Annotated in this window: 20 protein-coding genes; 8 read left to right on the top strand and 12 right to left on the bottom strand. The window is 70.1% G+C overall.

Going from position 1 to position 17,543, the window contains the following annotated elements; translation table 11 throughout:
• A complete protein-coding gene (locus ACGFI7_RS00400; RefSeq protein WP_393397456.1) occupies nt 1-663 on the bottom strand; it encodes a response regulator in 663 nt (220 codons plus the stop codon).
• A 440-nt stretch (nt 664-1,103) separates the two neighbouring features.
• A complete protein-coding gene (locus ACGFI7_RS00395; RefSeq protein WP_393397453.1) occupies nt 1,104-2,222 on the bottom strand; it encodes a sensor histidine kinase in 1,119 nt (372 codons plus the stop codon).
• Nucleotides 2,223-2,387: 165 nt separating this feature from the next.
• Between ACGFI7_RS00395 and ACGFI7_RS00390 the strand changes: the two genes are divergently transcribed.
• Genes ACGFI7_RS00390 through ACGFI7_RS00380 form a run of 3 tightly spaced genes read left to right on the top strand, consistent with a single transcriptional unit; the run spans nt 2,388 to nt 5,706 of the window.
• Nucleotides 2,388-3,857, top strand: a complete 1,470-nt coding sequence (locus ACGFI7_RS00390) for an alpha/beta fold hydrolase (RefSeq protein ID WP_393397450.1) — start codon at nt 2,388-2,390, stop codon at nt 3,855-3,857.
• On the top strand, nt 3,854-4,957 hold the full coding sequence (locus ACGFI7_RS00385) for an ABC transporter ATP-binding protein (protein WP_393397447.1): 1,104 nt from the start codon (nt 3,854-3,856) through the stop codon (nt 4,955-4,957). Before ACGFI7_RS00390 ends, ACGFI7_RS00385 begins: the two co-directional genes overlap by 4 nt.
• An 8-nt stretch (nt 4,958-4,965) precedes the next feature.
• Nucleotides 4,966-5,706 (top strand): hypothetical protein, encoded by a 741-nt coding sequence (locus tag ACGFI7_RS00380; RefSeq protein WP_393397444.1) that lies wholly within the window; start codon nt 4,966-4,968, stop codon nt 5,704-5,706.
• Nucleotides 5,707-6,022: 316 nt separating this feature from the next.
• Here the strand turns inward: ACGFI7_RS00380 and ACGFI7_RS00375 are convergent, their stop codons facing one another.
• A complete protein-coding gene (locus tag ACGFI7_RS00375) occupies nt 6,023-6,823 on the bottom strand; it encodes a class I SAM-dependent methyltransferase (protein WP_393397441.1) in 801 nt (266 codons plus the stop codon).
• Between the two features lie 419 nt (nt 6,824-7,242).
• Here ACGFI7_RS00375 and ACGFI7_RS00370 point away from each other — a divergent pair, with 419 nt between their 5' ends.
• On the top strand, nt 7,243-7,584 hold the full coding sequence (locus tag ACGFI7_RS00370) for a YciI family protein (protein WP_393397438.1): 342 nt from the start codon (nt 7,243-7,245) through the stop codon (nt 7,582-7,584).
• 61 nt (nt 7,585-7,645) lie between these two features.
• A complete protein-coding gene (locus ACGFI7_RS00365; RefSeq protein WP_393397435.1) occupies nt 7,646-8,803 on the top strand; it encodes an RNA polymerase sigma factor in 1,158 nt (385 codons plus the stop codon).
• 20 nt (nt 8,804-8,823) lie between these two features.
• On the opposite strand, the gene ACGFI7_RS00360 is transcribed toward ACGFI7_RS00365, so the two are convergent.
• Nucleotides 8,824-9,816, bottom strand: a complete 993-nt coding sequence (locus tag ACGFI7_RS00360) for a BtrH N-terminal domain-containing protein (RefSeq protein WP_393397432.1) — start codon at nt 9,814-9,816, stop codon at nt 8,824-8,826.
• 57 nt (nt 9,817-9,873) lie between these two features.
• Here ACGFI7_RS00360 and ACGFI7_RS00355 point away from each other — a divergent pair, with 57 nt between their 5' ends.
• Nucleotides 9,874-10,302 (top strand): MmcQ/YjbR family DNA-binding protein, encoded by a 429-nt coding sequence (locus ACGFI7_RS00355; RefSeq protein ID WP_393397429.1) that lies wholly within the window; start codon nt 9,874-9,876, stop codon nt 10,300-10,302.
• A 27-nt stretch (nt 10,303-10,329) separates the two neighbouring features.
• On the opposite strand, the gene ACGFI7_RS00350 is transcribed toward ACGFI7_RS00355, so the two are convergent.
• From ACGFI7_RS00350 to ACGFI7_RS00330, 5 genes are all read right to left on the bottom strand, one after another.
• Nucleotides 10,330-11,763 carry a cellulase family glycosylhydrolase gene (locus ACGFI7_RS00350; RefSeq protein WP_393397426.1) on the bottom strand — a complete coding sequence of 478 codons (1,434 nt, stop codon included), beginning with the start codon at nt 11,761-11,763 and terminating at the stop codon, nt 10,330-10,332.
• A 109-nt stretch (nt 11,764-11,872) separates the two neighbouring features.
• Nucleotides 11,873-12,490: a glyoxalase gene (locus ACGFI7_RS00345; protein WP_393397423.1), complete on the bottom strand. Its 618-nt coding sequence runs from the start codon at nt 12,488-12,490 to the stop codon at nt 11,873-11,875.
• Nucleotides 12,491-12,564: 74 nt separating this feature from the next.
• On the bottom strand, nt 12,565-12,882 hold the full coding sequence (locus tag ACGFI7_RS00340) for a hypothetical protein (RefSeq protein ID WP_393397420.1): 318 nt from the start codon (nt 12,880-12,882) through the stop codon (nt 12,565-12,567).
• Nucleotides 12,883-12,981: 99 nt separating this feature from the next.
• A complete protein-coding gene (locus tag ACGFI7_RS00335; RefSeq protein WP_393397417.1) occupies nt 12,982-13,557 on the bottom strand; it encodes a hypothetical protein in 576 nt (191 codons plus the stop codon).
• An 11-nt stretch (nt 13,558-13,568) separates the two neighbouring features.
• Nucleotides 13,569-14,216 carry a dihydrofolate reductase family protein gene (locus ACGFI7_RS00330; RefSeq protein ID WP_393397414.1) on the bottom strand — a complete coding sequence of 216 codons (648 nt, stop codon included), beginning with the start codon at nt 14,214-14,216 and terminating at the stop codon, nt 13,569-13,571.
• Nucleotides 14,217-14,325: 109 nt separating this feature from the next.
• Between ACGFI7_RS00330 and ACGFI7_RS00325 the strand changes: the two genes are divergently transcribed.
• Both ACGFI7_RS00325 and ACGFI7_RS00320 read left to right on the top strand, forming a co-directional pair.
• Nucleotides 14,326-15,192 (top strand): LysR family transcriptional regulator, encoded by an 867-nt coding sequence (locus tag ACGFI7_RS00325; RefSeq protein WP_393397411.1) that lies wholly within the window; start codon nt 14,326-14,328, stop codon nt 15,190-15,192.
• 90 nt (nt 15,193-15,282) lie between these two features.
• Nucleotides 15,283-15,750 (top strand): hypothetical protein, encoded by a 468-nt coding sequence (locus tag ACGFI7_RS00320; RefSeq protein ID WP_393397408.1) that lies wholly within the window; start codon nt 15,283-15,285, stop codon nt 15,748-15,750.
• 99 nt (nt 15,751-15,849) lie between these two features.
• Here ACGFI7_RS00320 and ACGFI7_RS00315 read toward each other — a convergent pair whose 3' ends face one another.
• From ACGFI7_RS00315 to ACGFI7_RS00305, 3 genes are read right to left on the bottom strand one after another with little or no spacing between them, the layout of a single operon-like run.
• On the bottom strand, nt 15,850-16,278 hold the full coding sequence (locus ACGFI7_RS00315) for a DUF6069 family protein (protein WP_393397405.1): 429 nt from the start codon (nt 16,276-16,278) through the stop codon (nt 15,850-15,852).
• Complete coding sequence (locus ACGFI7_RS00310; RefSeq protein WP_393397402.1) at nt 16,275-16,544, bottom strand: hypothetical protein; 270 nt, start codon at nt 16,542-16,544, stop codon at nt 16,275-16,277. The genes ACGFI7_RS00315 and ACGFI7_RS00310 overlap by 4 nt, the downstream gene beginning before the upstream one ends.
• The gene (locus ACGFI7_RS00305) at nt 16,544-17,515 is read right to left on the bottom strand and encodes an RNA polymerase subunit sigma-70 (RefSeq protein WP_393397399.1); all 972 of its coding nucleotides are present in this window, start codon (nt 17,513-17,515) and stop codon (nt 16,544-16,546) included. Before ACGFI7_RS00305 ends, ACGFI7_RS00310 begins: the two co-directional genes overlap by 1 nt.
• Nucleotides 17,516-17,543 lie beyond the last annotated feature (28 nt).

Here is a 17,543-nt window from a genome sequence, read left to right as displayed (position 1 = left end):
TCACAAGCCGTCGACAGGTCCGCGCCGACGCGGCTCGACCAGGCCCGCCTCGTACGCGGCGATAACCAACTGCGCACGGTCGCGAGCACCCAGCTTGGCCAGCAGGCGACCGACATGCGTCTTGACGGTCCCGGGGCTTAACTGAAGCTGGGCACTGAGCTCGGTGTTGGACAGTCCGTGGGCGATGAGGGTAAGCACCTCGATCTCCCGGTTCGTCAACGTGTCGAGCCCGTGGAGGACCCGGGGAGCGGGGCGGCTCACGAACTCCGCGATCAGACGCGTGGTGACGCTCGGCGCGAGCAGAGTCTCACCCGAGGCGACAACCCGGATCGCATTCAGCAGATCGTCAGGCGGCGCGTCCTTGAGCAGAAACCCACTGGCACCCGCCCGCAGCGCCGAGTAGACGTACTCGTCGAGGTCGAAGGTCGTCAGGATAAGAACACGGGTTTCTCCGGCGATCTCCCGGGTGGCGGTGATGCCGTCCGTCTCCGGCATCCGCACGTCCATGAGCACCACGTCCGGCGACTTCGTCCGGGTGAGCGCCACCGCCTCCCGCCCGTCAGCAGCCTCACCGACCACGGTCAGATCGTCCTGCGACTCGATCAACAGACGGAAGCTCCCTCGTACCAAAGCCTGATCGTCAGCGACGAGCACCCGAATCACCACTCACCCCCACAGCAGACCCAGCTTGCCCGAACCCAACCCCCGACTGACCCACTCCACCCCAGCAAGCCCAGCCCGCCCCAACACCAGCCCATGCTGACCAACACCGCCACGGCAACCCGACCTGACCCAAACACGGGCCCCTACTGACCAGCGCCGCTCAGCAACCCGACCCGACCCAAACACAGGCCCCTGCTGACCAGCGCCGCTCAGCAACCCGGCCCGACCCAAACCGACTCTTGCTGCCCCACTCCGCCACGGCAAGCCCAGCTCGACCCGAACACCGACTGCTACTGACCAGCACCGCCTCAGCAACCCCAGCCCAGCCAACCTCGAACACAGCCCTGATTGCCCCACCCCGCCCCAGCAAGCCCGGCCGACCCGAACACGGACTCCAGACAACACCCCACGCCCCAGCGACCAACACGCGACGGGGCTCGTCATGGGACCTCCCACGAGGCTGACACCCCGAACCCGCCCCCCGGCACCGGCCCGGCCTCGAAGACGCCACCGTACATCGCCACCCGTTCCCGCATCCCCGCGAGCCCGTGGCCGGCAGTCTCACCCGGCGGGGCGCGCCGACCCGGCCCGTCGTCGACCACGGAGATGCGCAGGAGCCCGTCGACGACCGACACGCTGGCGCGGCAGTGGGTGGGTGCGGCGTGTCTGACGACGTTGGTGATCGCCTCCTGGACGACGCGGTAGACGGACAGCCCCATGGGCTCGGGTACGGTCCCGCTCACCGAGAGGTCCACCCGTACGCCGGCCTCCGCTGCCCGGTCTGCCAGGGACGGCAGGTCGGCGAGGCCGGGGAGCGGCGTGCTCTCGGGCGTGCTGCCGGGCGACCGCAGCGCGCCGAGGAACTGCCGGATCTCGACGAGCGAGTCGCGCCCGAGCTCCTCTATGGCCCGTAACGCCCGGCGGCCTTCCTCGGGGTGCTTGTCGAAGACCTTGGCCGCCACGCCCGCCCTGACGGTGATCATGCTCATCGAGTGGGCGAGGACATCGTGCAGTTCGCGTACGATCCGCAGGCGTTCGTCCATCACCGCCTTCTCGGCCTGCCTCTCCGCCTCGCGGGCGGTGAACTCACGGCGGGTACGGGCGGCCGCGCCGAGGCTCCAGGTCGCGCCCACGACCAGCCAGGCCGTGCCGATGATGAAGACGGGGTCGGGCCAGCCGTTGGCCTGCCGGGGGACGCCGCTCAGCATGACCAGCAGAACGGCTCCGGTGATGAGCAGCCCCGGCACGAGAGCGATCGCCGACCGCCGCACCGGCTGGGTGGTCGAGACCGTATAGAGAGTCAGGGCGATCGCCGCGATCATGATGACGCGGCCCGCCCCGAACACGGGCACGAGAAGGCTCAGCAGGAGCGCGCCGCAGTAGGCCGGCACCGGCCAGATCCTTCGCACCGCCACAGGCAGCCAGCAGAGCAGCGCCGACGCGGCGCCCACGGTGAGGCTCGGCGCGCTCGTCGTGGCGGCCACAGCCAGCAGCGCGGCGAGAGCGACGTCGGCGAGGACGAGCACTCGCATGGACAACGGCCGGGCGAACGGATTCACGCCTCGACGTTATCGAGGAGCGGCCCGATCCGAATCGGCCCAGGAGCCGTCAGACCAGGGTCTTACTCCGCCCTCGAACGCAAGCGTCATCCGCCCCTGGTCCGACATCCAAAATCAGACCTCGATCCGATGTGCGAACCCGCCCATGTGTTCGATCGTTGGCCCATGAATCGACGCACGCTCACCGCCCTGTGCCTCGCCGCCTGCCTCGTCGTGCCGTTCGCGGGCGTCGCGCTGGCTTCGGCGCGGGCTCATGGCCTCGCCTGGAAGGAGTGCGGCGACGGCCTGCGATGCGCCGACCTGATCGTCCCCGTCGACTGGGCCGATCCGGGCGGCCCGAAGACCGCTGTTCACGTGGCCATGCTGCCCGCGACGGGCAGGAGCTCGGGTCCGCTGATCGTCAACTTCGGAGGGCCGGGCACCAGCACGGTGATGCTCCGGCCGGCAGCCGGTCCCGACACTCCGCCCGAGCTGCCGGCCCTGCTCAAGGAGCTGCGGCGCCACTTTGACGTCATCGCCGTCGATCCCCGCGGCATGTCCGAGCAGATCACCGGCAAGGCGGTGAGCTGCGCGGAGCCCGCGGCTTCCGTCTTCGGCCTGATCATCGCCCGTACGAAGGACGATTGGGACGCCCACGCCGCCCAGAACGCCGCCCATCAGGCCGGCTGCCGCAAGGCGGCCAGGTCCGCGTGGCGCGGGCTGACGGCACGGAACGTCGCCCACGACCTCGACGCCCTCCGCGACCGGCTCGGGCAGGAGAAGCTGCGCTATGCGGGCAACTCGTACGGCACCGTCTACGCACAGGCGTACCTCGAGCTGTTCCCGCAGCGGGTGGGCCGGATCTACTTCGACGGGACCGCCGATCACACGCAGCCGTCGCTGGAAGCCTGGTTGCGCTCCTACGCGCTGACCCAGGAGCGGCATCTCACCCGCTTCCACGACTGGTGCGCCCGCCGGAAGAGCTGTGCCCTGCACGGCAGGGACGCGGGCAAGGCCTGGGACGAGCTGGTCGCCCGGGCTCGCCGCGCGCCGCTGCCGGCCACGTCCGGGCGGACGGTGCACGAGGGGCAGCTGTACGCGGGTGCCGTCAACGGCATGACTCCCCCACGATGGCCGATGCTCGCGACGGCCATCCGAAAGGCCCTCGACGGCGACGCCACGGACTTCCTGACGGTGCTGGGCCCTGAGGAGGGCAGTTCATCCGTCGGCGGAGACTCGCTGTGCAACGACTTCATGCCGGACCTTCCGACCTACGAGGAGTTCCAGGCCATCGAGTCCAGGCTCCGCGCGATCGCGCCGCGGTTCGGCTGGGTCGAAGGACGCTTCGAGCTGGGCCGCTGCTGGGGGCGCAGCGGGGGCGCGTCCTGGGCGCCGCACCCGCTGCGCGTCAGGGGTGACATCCCGCCGCTCCTCTTCGCGATCGGCGACCTCGACAACAACACCAACTACCTGGGCCAGCAGCGCGTGGCCGCCCAGATTCCGTCCGCGCGGGTCCTGACGCACGGCGACGGCCACGCGTCGTGGGCGGGCAACTCCTGCCTGCGGCGGCATGTCCTGGCCTACCTGACGGCGGGCGCGCTGCCCGCGCCGGGCGCGCACTGCCCCGCGGAGCGGATCCAGGAGGTGGGAAAATGATCGAGGTCATCGACCTGACAAAGGTGTACGGTTCCACGCTCGCGGTCTCCGGGCTGTCCTTCCGCGCCGAGCCCGGTCAGGTCACCGGCTTCCTCGGGCACAACGGCGCCGGTAAGTCCACCACCATGCGCGTGATCCTCGGCCTCCACGCACCCACGTCGGGCAGGGCGCTGATCAACGGCGTCGGCAAGCATGACCTCCGGCACCCGATGCGCGAGGTCGGCGCCATGCTCGACGCCACCGAGGTGCAGGGCGGGCGCACCGCGTTCGACCACCTCCACGCCCTCGCGCACGCCGGCGGGATCTCCCGCCACCGGGTCGTGCACGTGCTGGAGGAGGTGGGCCTGACCGGGGCGGCGCGCAAGCGGATCGCCGGGTTCTCCCAGGGGATGCGTCAACGGCTCGGCATCGCGGCGGCGCTGCTCGGCGATCCGGGAGTGCTCATCCTCGACGAGCCTGTCAACGGCCTCGATCCTGACGGCATCCGCTGGCTCAGAGCGCTGCTGAGATCGCTGGCGGCGGAAGGGCGGACCGTCCTGCTGTCGAGCCACCTGATGACCGAGATGTCCCTCACCGCCGACCGACTCGTCATCATCGGCCACGGCCGACTGATCGAAGACACCACGGTCGCCGAACTCCAAGCCCGCTTCGCCGGCGACGTCCTGGTGAGATCCCCCCACGCGCCCCGCCTGGCCGGGGTGCTGGAGGCGGCGGGAGCGACCGTCCACCGCCCCCGAACCACCACCACCGAGACGATCACTCTCTCGGCCTCTCCCTCCGCCGGCAAGGAGGGGCTGCCGGTGACGGGATGGTCCGCAGGCGAAGAGGAGCTGACGATGACCAGGCGCTCCACAGGCAAAGAGGAGCTGCCAGTGACCAGTCGGTTCGCGGGCGAGGACGAAATGCCGATGACCAGTCGGCCCACGGGCAAAGAGGAGCTGCCAGTGACCAGTCGGTCCGCGGGCGAGGACGAGCTGCTGGTGACCGGGCTGTCGGCAGCCGCCATAGGTGACGCCGCGCTGGCGAGCGGCTGCGCCGTCCACGAGCTGACGCCGCGCCGCGCGTCGCTGGAGGAGTCCTTCCTGGAGCTGACTCGATGATCAACCTCATGGCGTCCGAATGGCTCAAGCTGCGTTCGCTGCGCTCCACCGCCTACGTCCTGGCCTCCACGCTCTCCGCCCTGGCTCTCACGGCCTTCGCCGCCTTCTCGATCTCGCGCTACTTCGACACCCACGGCGCCGGAGGTGAGCCGGTCGGCACAGGGCTCGGCTTCAGCGCCGACCTCACTCCCCTGCTCTTCGGCTTGCTGGGCGTGCTCGCCATCTCCGGCGAGTACGGCACCGGCATGATCAGACTGACCTTGATCACGGTCCGGCGTCCGTGGGTCCTGCTCCTGGCCAAGGCAGTGGTGGTAGCCGCGGTGGCCGCCGTCGTGGGCCAAATGCTGGCGTTCGCCACCTACGGCACCGCACAGGCGGTCGTGGGCGCGCGCCCGATCGGCGCCTCACTCTCGGAACCGGCCGCCCTGCCCGAGGTGCTGTCGGCCGGAGCCGGCTCCGCCGTCGCCGCGGTGCTGGGGTTGGGCCTGGCGACGATGCTGCGTTCGACCCCAGGAGCGATCGTCGCGCTGGCCGGGCTTCTGCTCACCCCGACCATGGTGGAGCGCTTCCTCCCCGCCCCGTGGAACGACTGGACCGGATCCCTGACGATCCCGTCGCTGACAAGGCAACTGGCCGGGGTCCCCGACTCCGGCGCCTTCGGCTCTCTAACGGCCAGCATGCTCCTCGCTGGCTACGCCGCCTTGGCTCTCCTCACGGCATCTCTGGTGATCACCCGCCGCGACGCCTGACGGGGATGACCCGTCCCGGGGAGCGGGTCGTCAACAGATGATGTGGCCGTTCACCAGGCAAGCTGAGGCCAGGTTCACGCCTGGTCCCTGCACCGAATGGGCTGGGGCCTGGCTCGCACCTGATCCCAACGCCGAATGGGCTGGGGCCGAGCCGGGTCCCGACACCGGGCGGGCTCCACCTGGCCCCGGCGCCGGGCGGGTTCGCACTGCCCTGGGGCACCAAGGGGCTGGGACCGGGTTCGCGCCTGGCTCCCGGCCTCGGGTGGGCTGAGGGTGGGCTCGCGTGCGTCCTGCAGTCGGGAGGAGGGTCGTCGGGTTATCGGCGTTGGCCGATGGTGAGGACGACTGACCAGTGGCGGGTGAGGCGGGCGTCGGGGCGGGTGGCGAGGCGGCGGCGGATCTCCTGGTAGAGGTGTTCGCGCTTGGGCGGGTCCATGGCGATGTGGCCGGAGAAGGTGTCGAGGAGGGCTATGTACTCGTCTGCCGTGTAGCGCAGGGCCCATACGTACAGTTTTGTCCCTACGACGGTGAAGTGGCCGGAGGCCTCGAACTCGGGGATCAGGGGGTTGGGGCGGTCCTCGGGTGTGGGGCCGGGCCAGGGGCCGGGGTGGCCTTCGCCGATCTCCTCGTAGACCTGTTGGATCTCGGTGAAGAAGGGGTCGAAGTCTGCCGGCATCGCGTGGTCGGCGTTCCACACGGCCAGGTGGCCGCCCTCGTCGAGGAGGGCGGCGGCCTTGGCGTAGCCGATCCGCGGGTCCACCCATTTCCAGGCTGTGGCCGCGTACACCAGCGCGAAGCGGAGGCCCGGGGGCGGCTCCCAGGCTTCGAACGATGACGTGTCCACGGTGACGTCGGGGTATTCGGCGAGGCGCTGCCGGGCCTCCGTCGCCAGGGCTTCGCCGAGTTCGACAGCGTGGATGCGGAATCCCCTCTGGGCCAGCGGCAGGGTCGCCTTTCCCGGGCCGCATCCGACTTCGAGCAGGTGGGCGGGTGGGGTGATTCCCGTGATGTCCAGCAGGTCGGTGTAGAGCTCGGCGGGATAGTCGGGGCGCGCGTCCTGGTAGGTGGCGGCCGCCTGGTCGAAGGTGGCGCGCAGCTGTCGGTGATCATGGGGCATCCGCTCATCCTGTCAGCGCCACCAAGCCATCGTCGTAGGGTTTCCGCTCCGCCACCCTGAAGGCGCCGCCAAGCCGCCGTCGCGTGGATTCCCGCTCCGCCACCCCGATGGCGCCGCCGAACCGCGTCGTGCGGATTTCCGCTCCACCCACCCCGGCGATGTCGCCGAACCGCCGTCGTGCGGATTCCCGCTCCGCCCTCCCTGGCGGCGCCGATGAGCCGCCGTTGTGGGGAGGTTCGTTCCGGTGGCTCAGGTCACCAGGCGAAGGCGTCACCGCGCGGTGGACAGCCGTGGGTAGCTAGCGAGAGGGACAAGCGTCCGGCGAATCGGACGAGAAAATCTCCAAGGGGGTGTAGTAGAGAGGCTCTCCCGTTCGTCATCAACCTGACGACCGAGAAACTCACGACAGGAGCAACCCGATGCGATACCTCATGCTGGTGTGCACCGACCCCGACTACACCCCTGGTCAGGAGGACGGCGCCCCCGATGTGGAGGAGTGGGTCAAGGAGATGGACGGCAAGGGGATCCGGTTGATAGGCAACCGCACCCGACCGGCGAGCGACGCGACCACCGTCCGGGTCCGTAACCGTGAGGTGCTGCTGACCGACGGCCCGTACGCGGAGACCAAGGACCAGATCGCCGGCTTCGACGTCCTGGAGTGCGCCGACCTCGACGAGGCCATCGAGGTCGCGTCCAAGCACCCGATGGCGTGGGCCGGGATGATCGAGCTGCGTCCGTTCTGGCCGGACGACGAGGACTAGGCGGGACGCCGGGGTGAAGGACCGGATCGCCGGGATCTACGCCGACGGATGGAGCCGGATCGTGGCTGCCATGATCCGGTTCACCGGCGGCGACTGGGATCTGGCGGAGGAGTGCGCGCAGGACGCGTTCGCCCGGGCGCTTCAGACGTGGCCCGGCTCTGGAGTGCCCGACCAGCCGCTGGCGTGGCTGACCACCACGGCCCGCCACCGCGCGATCGACCGGATGCGCCGCGCGTCCACGGAGGCGGCGAAGTTGCGAGAGGTGGCCGCGATGGACCAGGAACCGCCGCCCTACCTGAGCGACGCGGACATCCCCGACGAGCGCCTGGAGCTCATGTTCACCTGCTGCCATCCGGCGCTGAACCTCGAGGCGCAGGTGGCGTTGACGCTGCGGAGCCTGGCCGGCATGAGCACCGCCGAGATCGCGCGCGCGTTCCTGGTGCGCGAGCGCACGATGAGCCAGCGCCTCTTCCGGGCCAAGCAGAAGGTCGCGCACGCGGCCATCCCGTTCCGGGTGCCGCCCGCGCACCTGCTGCCGGACCGCCTTCCCGCCGTCCTGCACGTGCTCTATCTGCTGTTCAACGAGGGGTACGGCGACCCGCGCAAGGCCAGGCTGTGCAGGGAGGCGATCCGGCTGGCGCGGCTGGTGACGGAGCTGATGCCCGACGAGCCGGAGGCGCAGGGCCTGCTCGCGCTGATGATGCTGCACGACGCGCGGCGGCCGGCACGGCTGGACGCGGCCGGCGACGTGGTCACCCTGGACGAACAGGACCGCACGCTCTGGGACCAGGAGCGGATCGCGGAGGGCGCCGCGATCTGCGAGCAGGCGCTGCGCCGGGGCCGCGCCGGGCCGTTCCAGCTCCAGGCGGCGATCGCGGCGTGCCACGCGACCGCGCCGCTGGCGTCCCTGACCGACTGGCCGCAGATCGTCGGGCTGTACGACGAGCTCGTGCGCATGACGCCGGGCCCGGTCGTGGAGCTGAACCGGGCCGTGGCGGTCGGCATGGTCAGCGGCCCCGAGGAGGCGCTGCGGCTGGTCGACGCGATCGCGGGGTCCGGGCGGCTGGACGACTACTATCTGCTGCACGCCACCCGCGCCGACCTGCTGCGCCGCGCGGGCCGGGGGCCGGAGGCGGCCGTCCACTACCGGTCGGCGATCGAGCTGGCGCCCACCGACGCGGAGCGCCGTTTCCTGAGCGGCCGGCTGGACCTGCTCTGACGTACGGGCGCCCGCCGCTCTCAGGACAGCCGGCGGAGCGCCTCCATGGCGTCCCGCTCGATGCGCGCGAGCTCGCGGAGGACGGCGCCGGCCTGCTCCAGGCAGCCGGCGTCGCCGCTATCCCCCGCTTTGGCGATCAACGTGGACACCTCGGTCCACCGTTCGGCGGCCTCGGCGTACAGCCGGTGACCGGTGCGGAGGCCGGGGTCGTCGATCAACCGGGAGCACTCGTCCAGGAAGTCGCGGTAGAGGGCGCGGAACAGGGCGCCGCCGGTGCCGGCCCGTTCCATGAGGAGGGCGACCTCCGGCAGGTCCCGCCGGGGCTCGGCGACCCGGTCCAGCCATCCGGGCACCCGTTTGCCGGCTTCGGCGATGCCGCGGTGTCCCAGGTTGGCGATGGGGGCGGCGAGGAAGGCGCCGGCGCAGTCCGTGATGGCGCCGACGATCCGGTCCTGCCAGGCGGGCGGGCGGTCCGGCAGGGTGATGGTGAAGGAGCGGTTCCTGGCGGTCATCGGGCCGCGCTCGGCCCGGGCCGCGGCGAGGCTCGCCAGGCCGGTGCGGACCGCGCCTCCCTGCTGGTCGGTGTCCACCAGGTAGGCGTCCTGCTCGTCGTAGCCGTACAGGGCGACGACATGGCCGCCGAAGTGCACCTTGGACCCGAAGTACTCCAGGTGGTAGCAGTCGAGCTGGAGGCCGACGGGCCGGCCGGCGTCGACGGGGGCGGCCGCGTTCCGCCACGCCTTGCGCGCCGACGTGGTCTCCTCGACCGTCAGCGTCAGCCCCAGCCGGGCGGCCAGGTTCCTGGTGAGCTCGAACGGCTTGACCCGGCCGCCGAGAAAGGGGAACGGCATGCCCTTGCGGTCCCAGTAGACGAACGACAGGCCGGAGCCCAGCCCGAACATCATGGGCTCGGACAGGTCGAACCCTTCGTGGCGGAGCAGCACTCCCAGCGTCGTCGTCTCACAATGGTGCAGGCCGCGCGGCTCGACGCCGGGCACGATGGTCTTCCTCATGACTGACCAGCATGAGGCCTCCCCCCGTGGGAGAGTCCAGCTCGCTAGGCTGGGTCCGTGGCGGACGAGGACGACACCCGGCCCGCCCGGGTCGACGACGTGCACGAGCTGGCCCTGGCCATGCCGCACGTCACGGTCGAGCACGGCGGCGGCGGCAACCCGATCTACCAGGTGGGCAGGAAGTCGTTCATCTTCTTCCGGACCCCGCGGCCCGACGCGTTCGACCCCGACACCGGCGAGCGCTACCCCGACGTGATCGTGTTCTGGGTCGAGTCGGAGGCCGACAAGCAGGCGATGGTGCAGGACGAGACGTCCCCGTACTTCACCACCCCGCACTTCGACGGTCACCCGTCCGTGCTGCTGAGGGCCGCCCGCATCGGCGAGATCACCCTCGGCGAGCTGACCGAGGTGGTGCAGGACGCGTGGCTGTCGAGGGCGTCCGCGCGCCGGGCCGCCGAGTGGCTCCGCGCGCGGTCCGCCGGCTGAGCGGTCCGCGCGCGTACGTCGACCGCGTCAGAAGTCGTCGGCGGTGCGGATCCGGTCGCGGACCCAGACGCCGGCCTCCTTGAGCCTGCCGGTCCCGGCGAACGGGCCGCTCGGGCAGGTTCCGGTGGTGAAGACCGCTCCGGTACGGAAGTCGTCGGAGAAGTTCCAGTTCACCCAGCTGATCTTCTTCTGGGCCAGCAGGTCGAGATACTGCTGGGACCGGGTGAAGTCGTTGGCCCCGTCACCGGAGGCGCTCTGGGTGCCGAACTCGGTCACGAAGATCGGCAGCCGGTCGGCGGCCCGGGAGAGGGTGTTCAGGTAGGTGGAGCCGTGCGAGGCCGCGTAGAAGTGGAACGTGTACATGATGTTGGCGGCGTTGACCGGGTTGTTCACGATCTCGGTCTCGTCGGCCCCGGCGGAGACGCCGAGTGACGACCAGGCGCGGGTGCCGACCAGGATCGGGGCGTCGGGGTCGTGCTGCCGGATCACCGGGATGAGCTGGTGCGCGTAGTCGCGGATGACGGACCAGGTGACGGCGTCGCCGTTGGGCTCGTTCGCGATCTCGTACAGGACGTTCTGCTTGCCGTTGTGGCGCTGGGCGATCTCGGTGAAGAAGGTCCTGGCCCGGCTCAGGTTGTAGTGGGGGTCGCCCGGGGTGAGCATGTGCCAGTCGACGATCGCGTACATCCCGCGGGCGGTGGCCATCTCGATCAGGGAGTGCACCCGGTCGGTGAACAGCCGGGGGTCGGTCTCGTACCCGCCCTCCTGGATGTACATCGAGATGCGTAGGACGTCGGCCTTCCAGTCGGTCGCCAGCGCGTCGAGAGAGGCGTTGTTGAGACACTGGTTGTACCACTGGATGCCGTGGCTGCTCATGCCGCGCAGCTGGATCTGCTTGCCGTTCTCGTTGCAGAGCTTGAGGCCGCACACGTGCAGTTGCCCGTTGGCCTCGACCGGGGTGCCGCCGCCCCCGCCGCCGGTGGGAGCCCCGTAGACCTCCAGCTCCCACAGCGAGTAGCCCCAGGGGGTGCCGCGTTCCGTGCCGTACACCCGCACGTACCGGCCGCTGCCGCTGACCGTGAGGTCGTCGGTCGCTCCGTCGCCGGCCGCGGTGGAGTAGACGTCGCTCCAGGAGGAGCCGTCGGGCGAGATCTGCACCCGGTACGCCCGCGCGTAGGCGACCTCCCAGGTCAGCCGTACCCGGGAGACGGTGTGCGCGGAGCCGAGGTCGACCTGGATCCACTGCGGGTCCACGCCCTCGGCGCTGGCCCACCGCGTGTTCGTGCTGCCGTCGACCGCCTTGCCCGGCTCCAGACCGGCGGCCTCGACCGAGGAGGCCGTCGTGGTCCTGCCCTGGGACACCAGGGGGTCGGCCGCCGCACTCGCGCCGGACGGCGCCAACAGCGGCACCAGCAGCGCGGCCGCCACCGCGAAGATCCTCGCACCTGTGCTTCGCCTCACGAGCGCCTCCGATCCCGATGCCGACCATCGGTTAGGAAACTTTATTAACTTGCGGCGCAGCATAGGTTGACAAGGAACCTTCACACAAGGCCCAAGTTCCAGCAAGGGGTCAGGAGGGACGTGCCGCCTCCCAGACGAAGCCGTCCGGGTCGGTGAAGGGGCCGGCGTCGGAGCCGATGACGAGCCGGTGGGAGCCGGTGCCCTCGGGCGCGACGCCGGCGACCTTGGCCAGCGCGCGGCGCTTGTAGAGCGACAGTTTGACCGGGCTCGACGGGGTGGCGAACTCGACGTACCTGCGGCCGTAGCTCTTCGCCACGGTGAAGCCGCGGTCGACGTAGAACGCCTTGCTCGCGGCCACGTCGTCCGCTCCGAGCTGGAGCACGATGTCGTCGATCTCCTTGGAGGCCGGGCCGGTGTCCTTCTTCGACGAGGAGGCGACCGTCCAGATCACCCCGCCGGGGTCCTGGACGACCCCGCCGTACCCCCACAGCGACTTCTCGGGCGGCTTGATCGCCTTGGCCCCGGCGTCGAGTGCGGCGTCGACGAGACCGTTGACGGTGGCGGGCTGGGACACGACGAGCGACATCGTGAACCCGCGGAAGCCGGTCGTCGGCGCCTCCGCGGCCCGCAGCCGCAACCAGGAGTCCGGGCCGAGGACGGCGTCGGCGAAGCGGGTGGCCGCCTCTTGATCGGTTACCTCAAGGGTGACGCATTCGATGGAAGCCATGACAGTCACGCTAGACGCGGCCCGGTGATCACCACTTCTCGAATCCTGACCTATCCGGTAATGCCTTCAGGCGGTCAGCGCGGACGACTGAGAGCGGCCTCGGCCAGGTCCGTCCACTGCTCGACCCAGGAGTGGGGCACGACCACCCAGTCCTTCACCACCCTGCCCTGCCCCGTGGGGTCGAACAGGGACGCCCCGGCCAGCTGGAGCGCGGCCGCGTGCTCAGGGGTGTCCCTGACCAGCCGGAACACCATCGCGCCGTCGCGCTGCAGGCTCGCGAACACCTTCCCCGCCTGATCCTTGAGCGCGGGACGCCCCATCATCCTGGAGATCCCCACCCCCAGATCGGCCAGTTCGGCGCCGACCCGCTTGAAGTCCTCTTCCGCACTCATCGTCCCCCGATCCCCTGACCTCGCCTTACGGGCGAAACGGCGATCAGGCTAGCCATCCCGGCGACGCCGATCAAGACCGTGTGACACGCCGGGGCCCGGTCACCCCGCCGGGCTGTCCCAGCCGGAGACGAACCATCGGACCTCTCCGGTGGCGGGGTCATAGAGCTGCCGGCTGATGACGCCGATGTTGCCTCCGTAGACGTGGATCCCGACGGTGGGCTCGTCGCCGACGGCCGCGACCGCGTGCACGTCGTCATCGGTCGTGCAGCACACCGTGACCTGCCCGCGCTCCCACACCTGCTCACCGGCCGGCGTCAGAGGGCCGGCCGGCTCGGACTCCGCCGGCTTGAGGTAGCGGAGCTCGCGTTCGGCCCCCGCGTAGATCCCGACGACGCCCCACGTCTCGTGCCCGTGCACCGGAGTGCGCTGGCCCACGTTCCAGACCACCGACGCGAGCGACCAGCTGTCGTCGGGGGCGATGTACAGCGGGTACGTGACGTGATGCTCGGCCGACGGCCGGGTGACCTCCTGGGGAAGCCGGTAACCGTCGGCGAGCAGTCCGGACAGCCGATCCGCGACCAGTTTCGTGATCTCGTACTGGTCGTCGACGCTCCTGACCAGCGACGCCACGTCCTCGATGAAAGCGTCCAGGGTGTCCGCTCTCGTGGCACTCACTCGCATCGCGCTCACCGGCCCTTGGCGGTGAACGTCAGGTGGACGACTCCGGTGGGCGAGGAGACCGACTCGATGTCGTACGCCTCCTCCAGCGACTCCAGCCCGTCCCAGAGCCGGACGCCGCGGCCGAGCAGGATCGGGACCTGCACCACGTGCATGTGATCGACCAGCCCCTCGACGAGGAAGTCGCGGATCATCGTGGCCCCGCCGCCGAGACGGACGTCCAGGCCGTCAGCCGCCTCACGGGCCCGCTTGAGCGCCTCGGCCGGCGGGGCGTCCAGGAAGTGGAAGGTGGTGCCGCCGTCCATCTCGATCGAAGGCCGCGGCCGGTGGGTGAGCACGAAGACCGGCGTGTGGAACGGCGGGTTGGGCCCCCACGCGCCCTTGTAGTCGGGGTCGTCCTGCCAGTCGGGCGGGCCGAACTTGCCCGCGCCCATGATCTCGGCGCCGATGCCACGGCTGTGCGCGGTGGCGAACGCGTTGTCGACGCCGGCGGTGCCGCCGGTGCCACCACCCATCTCGTACCAGAACCGGGTCGTGAACATCCATTCGTGCAGGCGTTCACCAGCGTGACCGAAGGGGGCGTTCGGGGCCTGACCCTCCCCGGTGGCGAAGCCGTCGAGCGAAATCGCGAAATTGTGCACGCGTACTGCGGACATGAGTGTGCTCCTTCAGGTGAACTATTTTCTGGCGAGCCACCAGCATGGATGAACACTCTCATGACGTCTAATGTCAAATTTCCGGCAATATCATCGATATTCTCGATGCATGCTCAACCTGACCCATCTCAAGGTCCTGGCCTCGGTGGCGCGACACGGGTCCGTGACCGAAGCGGCGAAAGAGTTGCACTACTCGCAATCGTCGGTGAGTCACCACCTGACCCGCCTGGAAGCGGCCACCGGCGCCAAGCTCATTCAGCGGGTCGGCCGCGGGATCCGCCTGACCCCGGAAGGTCGGACCCTGGCCCTCCGGGCCACCGAGATCATGGGGCGGGTCGACGCGGCGGCCAACGAACTGGCGGCGCAGGTCGGCCTGCAGGCGGGGCGGGTCCGCCTGGCCGCCAACGCCTCGTCGCTGAGCACGATCGCGCCCCAGGCGGCCATCGCCCTGGCTCGGTCACACCCCGGAATAGAGCTCGTGTTTGTCGACCGGCATCCAGTCGAAGCGCTACAAATGTTGCAACATGGCGAAATTGATATCGCTCTCATCTTCCAGCACGCCGGCGCCTCGCTCGAAGAAGAAGCGGGATTCCGATTCGTCCACCTTTGCGATGATCCGATCTATCTCATAAGCCGGCAGCCCGACGACAGCATGGCCCATCACCGTGATTCCCCGTGGATCGGCGGTTGCTCACGCTGTCGGAGCGAGCTCGACAACGTGTGCCGGCACGCGGGCTTCACCCCGCGCTTCGGATCACTCAGCGACGACATGGTCGTGGTGCAGGCCCTCGTCGCCGCCGGCAAGGGAGTCACCATCCTGCCCGGGCTCGCGCTGCGCGCCCACCGCCGGCCCGACATCCACGCCACCGAGCTGACCGGCTTCGCGCGCAGGATCCACGCTGTCACCTACGGCGACCCTCCGGACCCGCCCGCCACCCTCGCCCTCATCCAAGCCCTGCGCGACTCCGTTTTATGACCGGGAGCCTTGTTCGGAATTTCCGGTCAGTGTTTTCTTATCGCCGCTCAGAGAAATCCGACACGGCATCGCGGACATTGGCCCCGCCTCATGGTGAGCTATACGCTCGGCGGCGTTCGTGAACCGACCTGTCACTGCGCATCGGAGGCGGCCATGGAACCCTTGAGTAGAATCCTGGTCCGGCTCGCCGTGGTCGTGACAATGACCGGATGCGGCATGTCGCTCACCGGCGCCGTCAACGCGGCGGCCGTACCACCATCCCAGGAGCCTTCGCAGCTCGCACGGCTGGTGGGCGCGGATCTGGGCACCATCTTGTCCATGGTGCCGGCCGTCTTCTGCGGCAACCGGGTGGTCAACTACAACTCTCCTTCGTCTAATTCTCCCACGAAATGCGTCAACGGCGCAGAAAACAGCGGCAACTCCACGAACAGCGGGAATTACCATAGCGAAGGCGATCCCATCAACAGCGGCAACTTCTCGAACGTGAACGGCTCCACGGGCAGCAACAATGACGTCGGCAGCGGTAACACGGCCAACGGATCCCAGTCGTTGCGGTGACCGGGCAGGCGAAATGAGAAAGCACGTGCACATGACCGGCCCGGCCCAGCGCCTCATCGTGAGACGCAGATAGCGCCGGGTGGAGCTCTCGGCCCATGTTCATGCCCTGGGATGCGCCCTGAGGACCCCGCGCTCGGTCCTGGCCCGGAGGCCGCGCGCCAGAACGGAGATCATCACCGTCGCGGGGACGAGGTGGAGCACCAGGAGGGCGAAGGAGGTGGCGGTGCTCGCCCCGACGACGAAGGGCGGGACCAACGAGATCGCGGTCAGCGCCACGGTCGTCCCCACGAACCGCTGAACCGGGCGAGCGCTCCACCGGAGAAACGCCGCGGCGATGACGACGCCCACGAGCGAGAAGAACCCGGTCACCACCGCGAACCCGCCCAACGGGATCGTCTCACCGCCGTCGGGGATCTCGAACACGACGCCGACGGCCTGGGCGAGCGCCGCGGCGAGCGTGGTGGCCGCCATCGCCGCGAGCGCGGCGATGACGCCGAGGCCGACCAGCCCAGTCTTGGTGTCCTTCATGTCGTTTCTCCATCGTTCGTGGATGTGGGAGACCTTGGGGTGACGATGCGCACCCTCGCCGTGCGGCGGCCGGGGTTGCGCAGGGCGCGGACGCCGGTGCCGCGGAGCCAGAACCCGGCGTCGCGTCCGAGGACCGGCCCGAGCTCGCCGTCGCGCAGCTCCAGCTGCACCCGGCCGCGGATGACGACGCCGAACGCATCGCGCCACTCCGCCGCGACCACCGCCACCCGCGCGCCGCCGCGCAGCGCGAGCGTCAGTTCCGGCACTACGCCGTGCCGTCCGCCGGCAGGCGTTCCGGCAGCCCGAGCCGCGGGAACCGGTCCTCGTGAAACGTGACGATCTCGCTGATCGCCCCGCCGGTGACGCGCAGGACGTCGATCGTCAGCGGCAGGTACGCGCCCTCCCGCTCCCGCCAGTCGTAGAAGGCCACGGCGGGCTGCCGGTTGACGGAGGTGAGGACGGTGCGCAGGTTCTTCATGCCTGCGAAGCCGCTCTCGATCCAGTCGCTCACCACCGCGTCGCGGCCCACGTACAGGCCCTGTGTGGGCGGCATCGAGCAGCGGACGTCGTCCCGCAGCAGCGCGGCGAGTGCGTCGATGTCCGTGGCCACGCTGGCGTCGGTATAGCGCCGCACCAGTTCGCGCGTCCCGGCGTCGTCCTCGCCGCCGGTCCAGTCCTGCCGCTCGGCGGGCAGGTGCTCCCGCATGCCGGCGCGGGCCCGCTGCAGCGCGCTGTTCACGGAGTTGACCGAGTCGCCGAGCAGCTCCGCGACGTTTCTCGCCGGCCAGCCGAGCACGTCCCGCAGGATCAGCACGGCCCGCGGGCGCGGCGCCAGATGCTGGACCGCGACCAGGTAGGCCAGCTCGATCGTCTCCCGCGCGACGGCGACGGCCTCCGGCTCGTCCGCGTCACCCGCGGGCAACTCGTCGAGCAGCCGGTCCGGGTAGGGCTGCAGCCACAGCACCTCGCCGCCGGTCGCGGGCTCCGGGCGGTACTTGGCCAGCAGGTCCAGGCAGGCGTTGGTGGCGATCCGGTACAACCAGGCCCGGAACGTCGACCGCCCTTCGAAAGTCTCCCGCCGCCGCCAGGCACGGAGAAACGTCTCCTGCACGGTGTCCTCGGCGTCCTCGAACGACCCGAGCATCCGGTAGCAGTGCACGTGCAGCTCCCGCCGGTGCCGCTCCGCCAACCCAGAGAACGCCGACTCGTCGACCTCTCCCAGCCCGCCCGTACCCATCGCGTCGTCCTTCCGCCTCGTCGTGTCC

Origin of the sequence: Nonomuraea sp. NPDC048826 (assembly GCF_043198225.1) — a bacterium.
Taxonomy (GTDB): Bacteria; Actinomycetota; Actinomycetes; order Streptosporangiales; family Streptosporangiaceae; genus Nonomuraea.
Note: the sequence above shows the minus strand (reverse complement) of the source record. Positions and strands in the feature narration are given on the sequence as shown.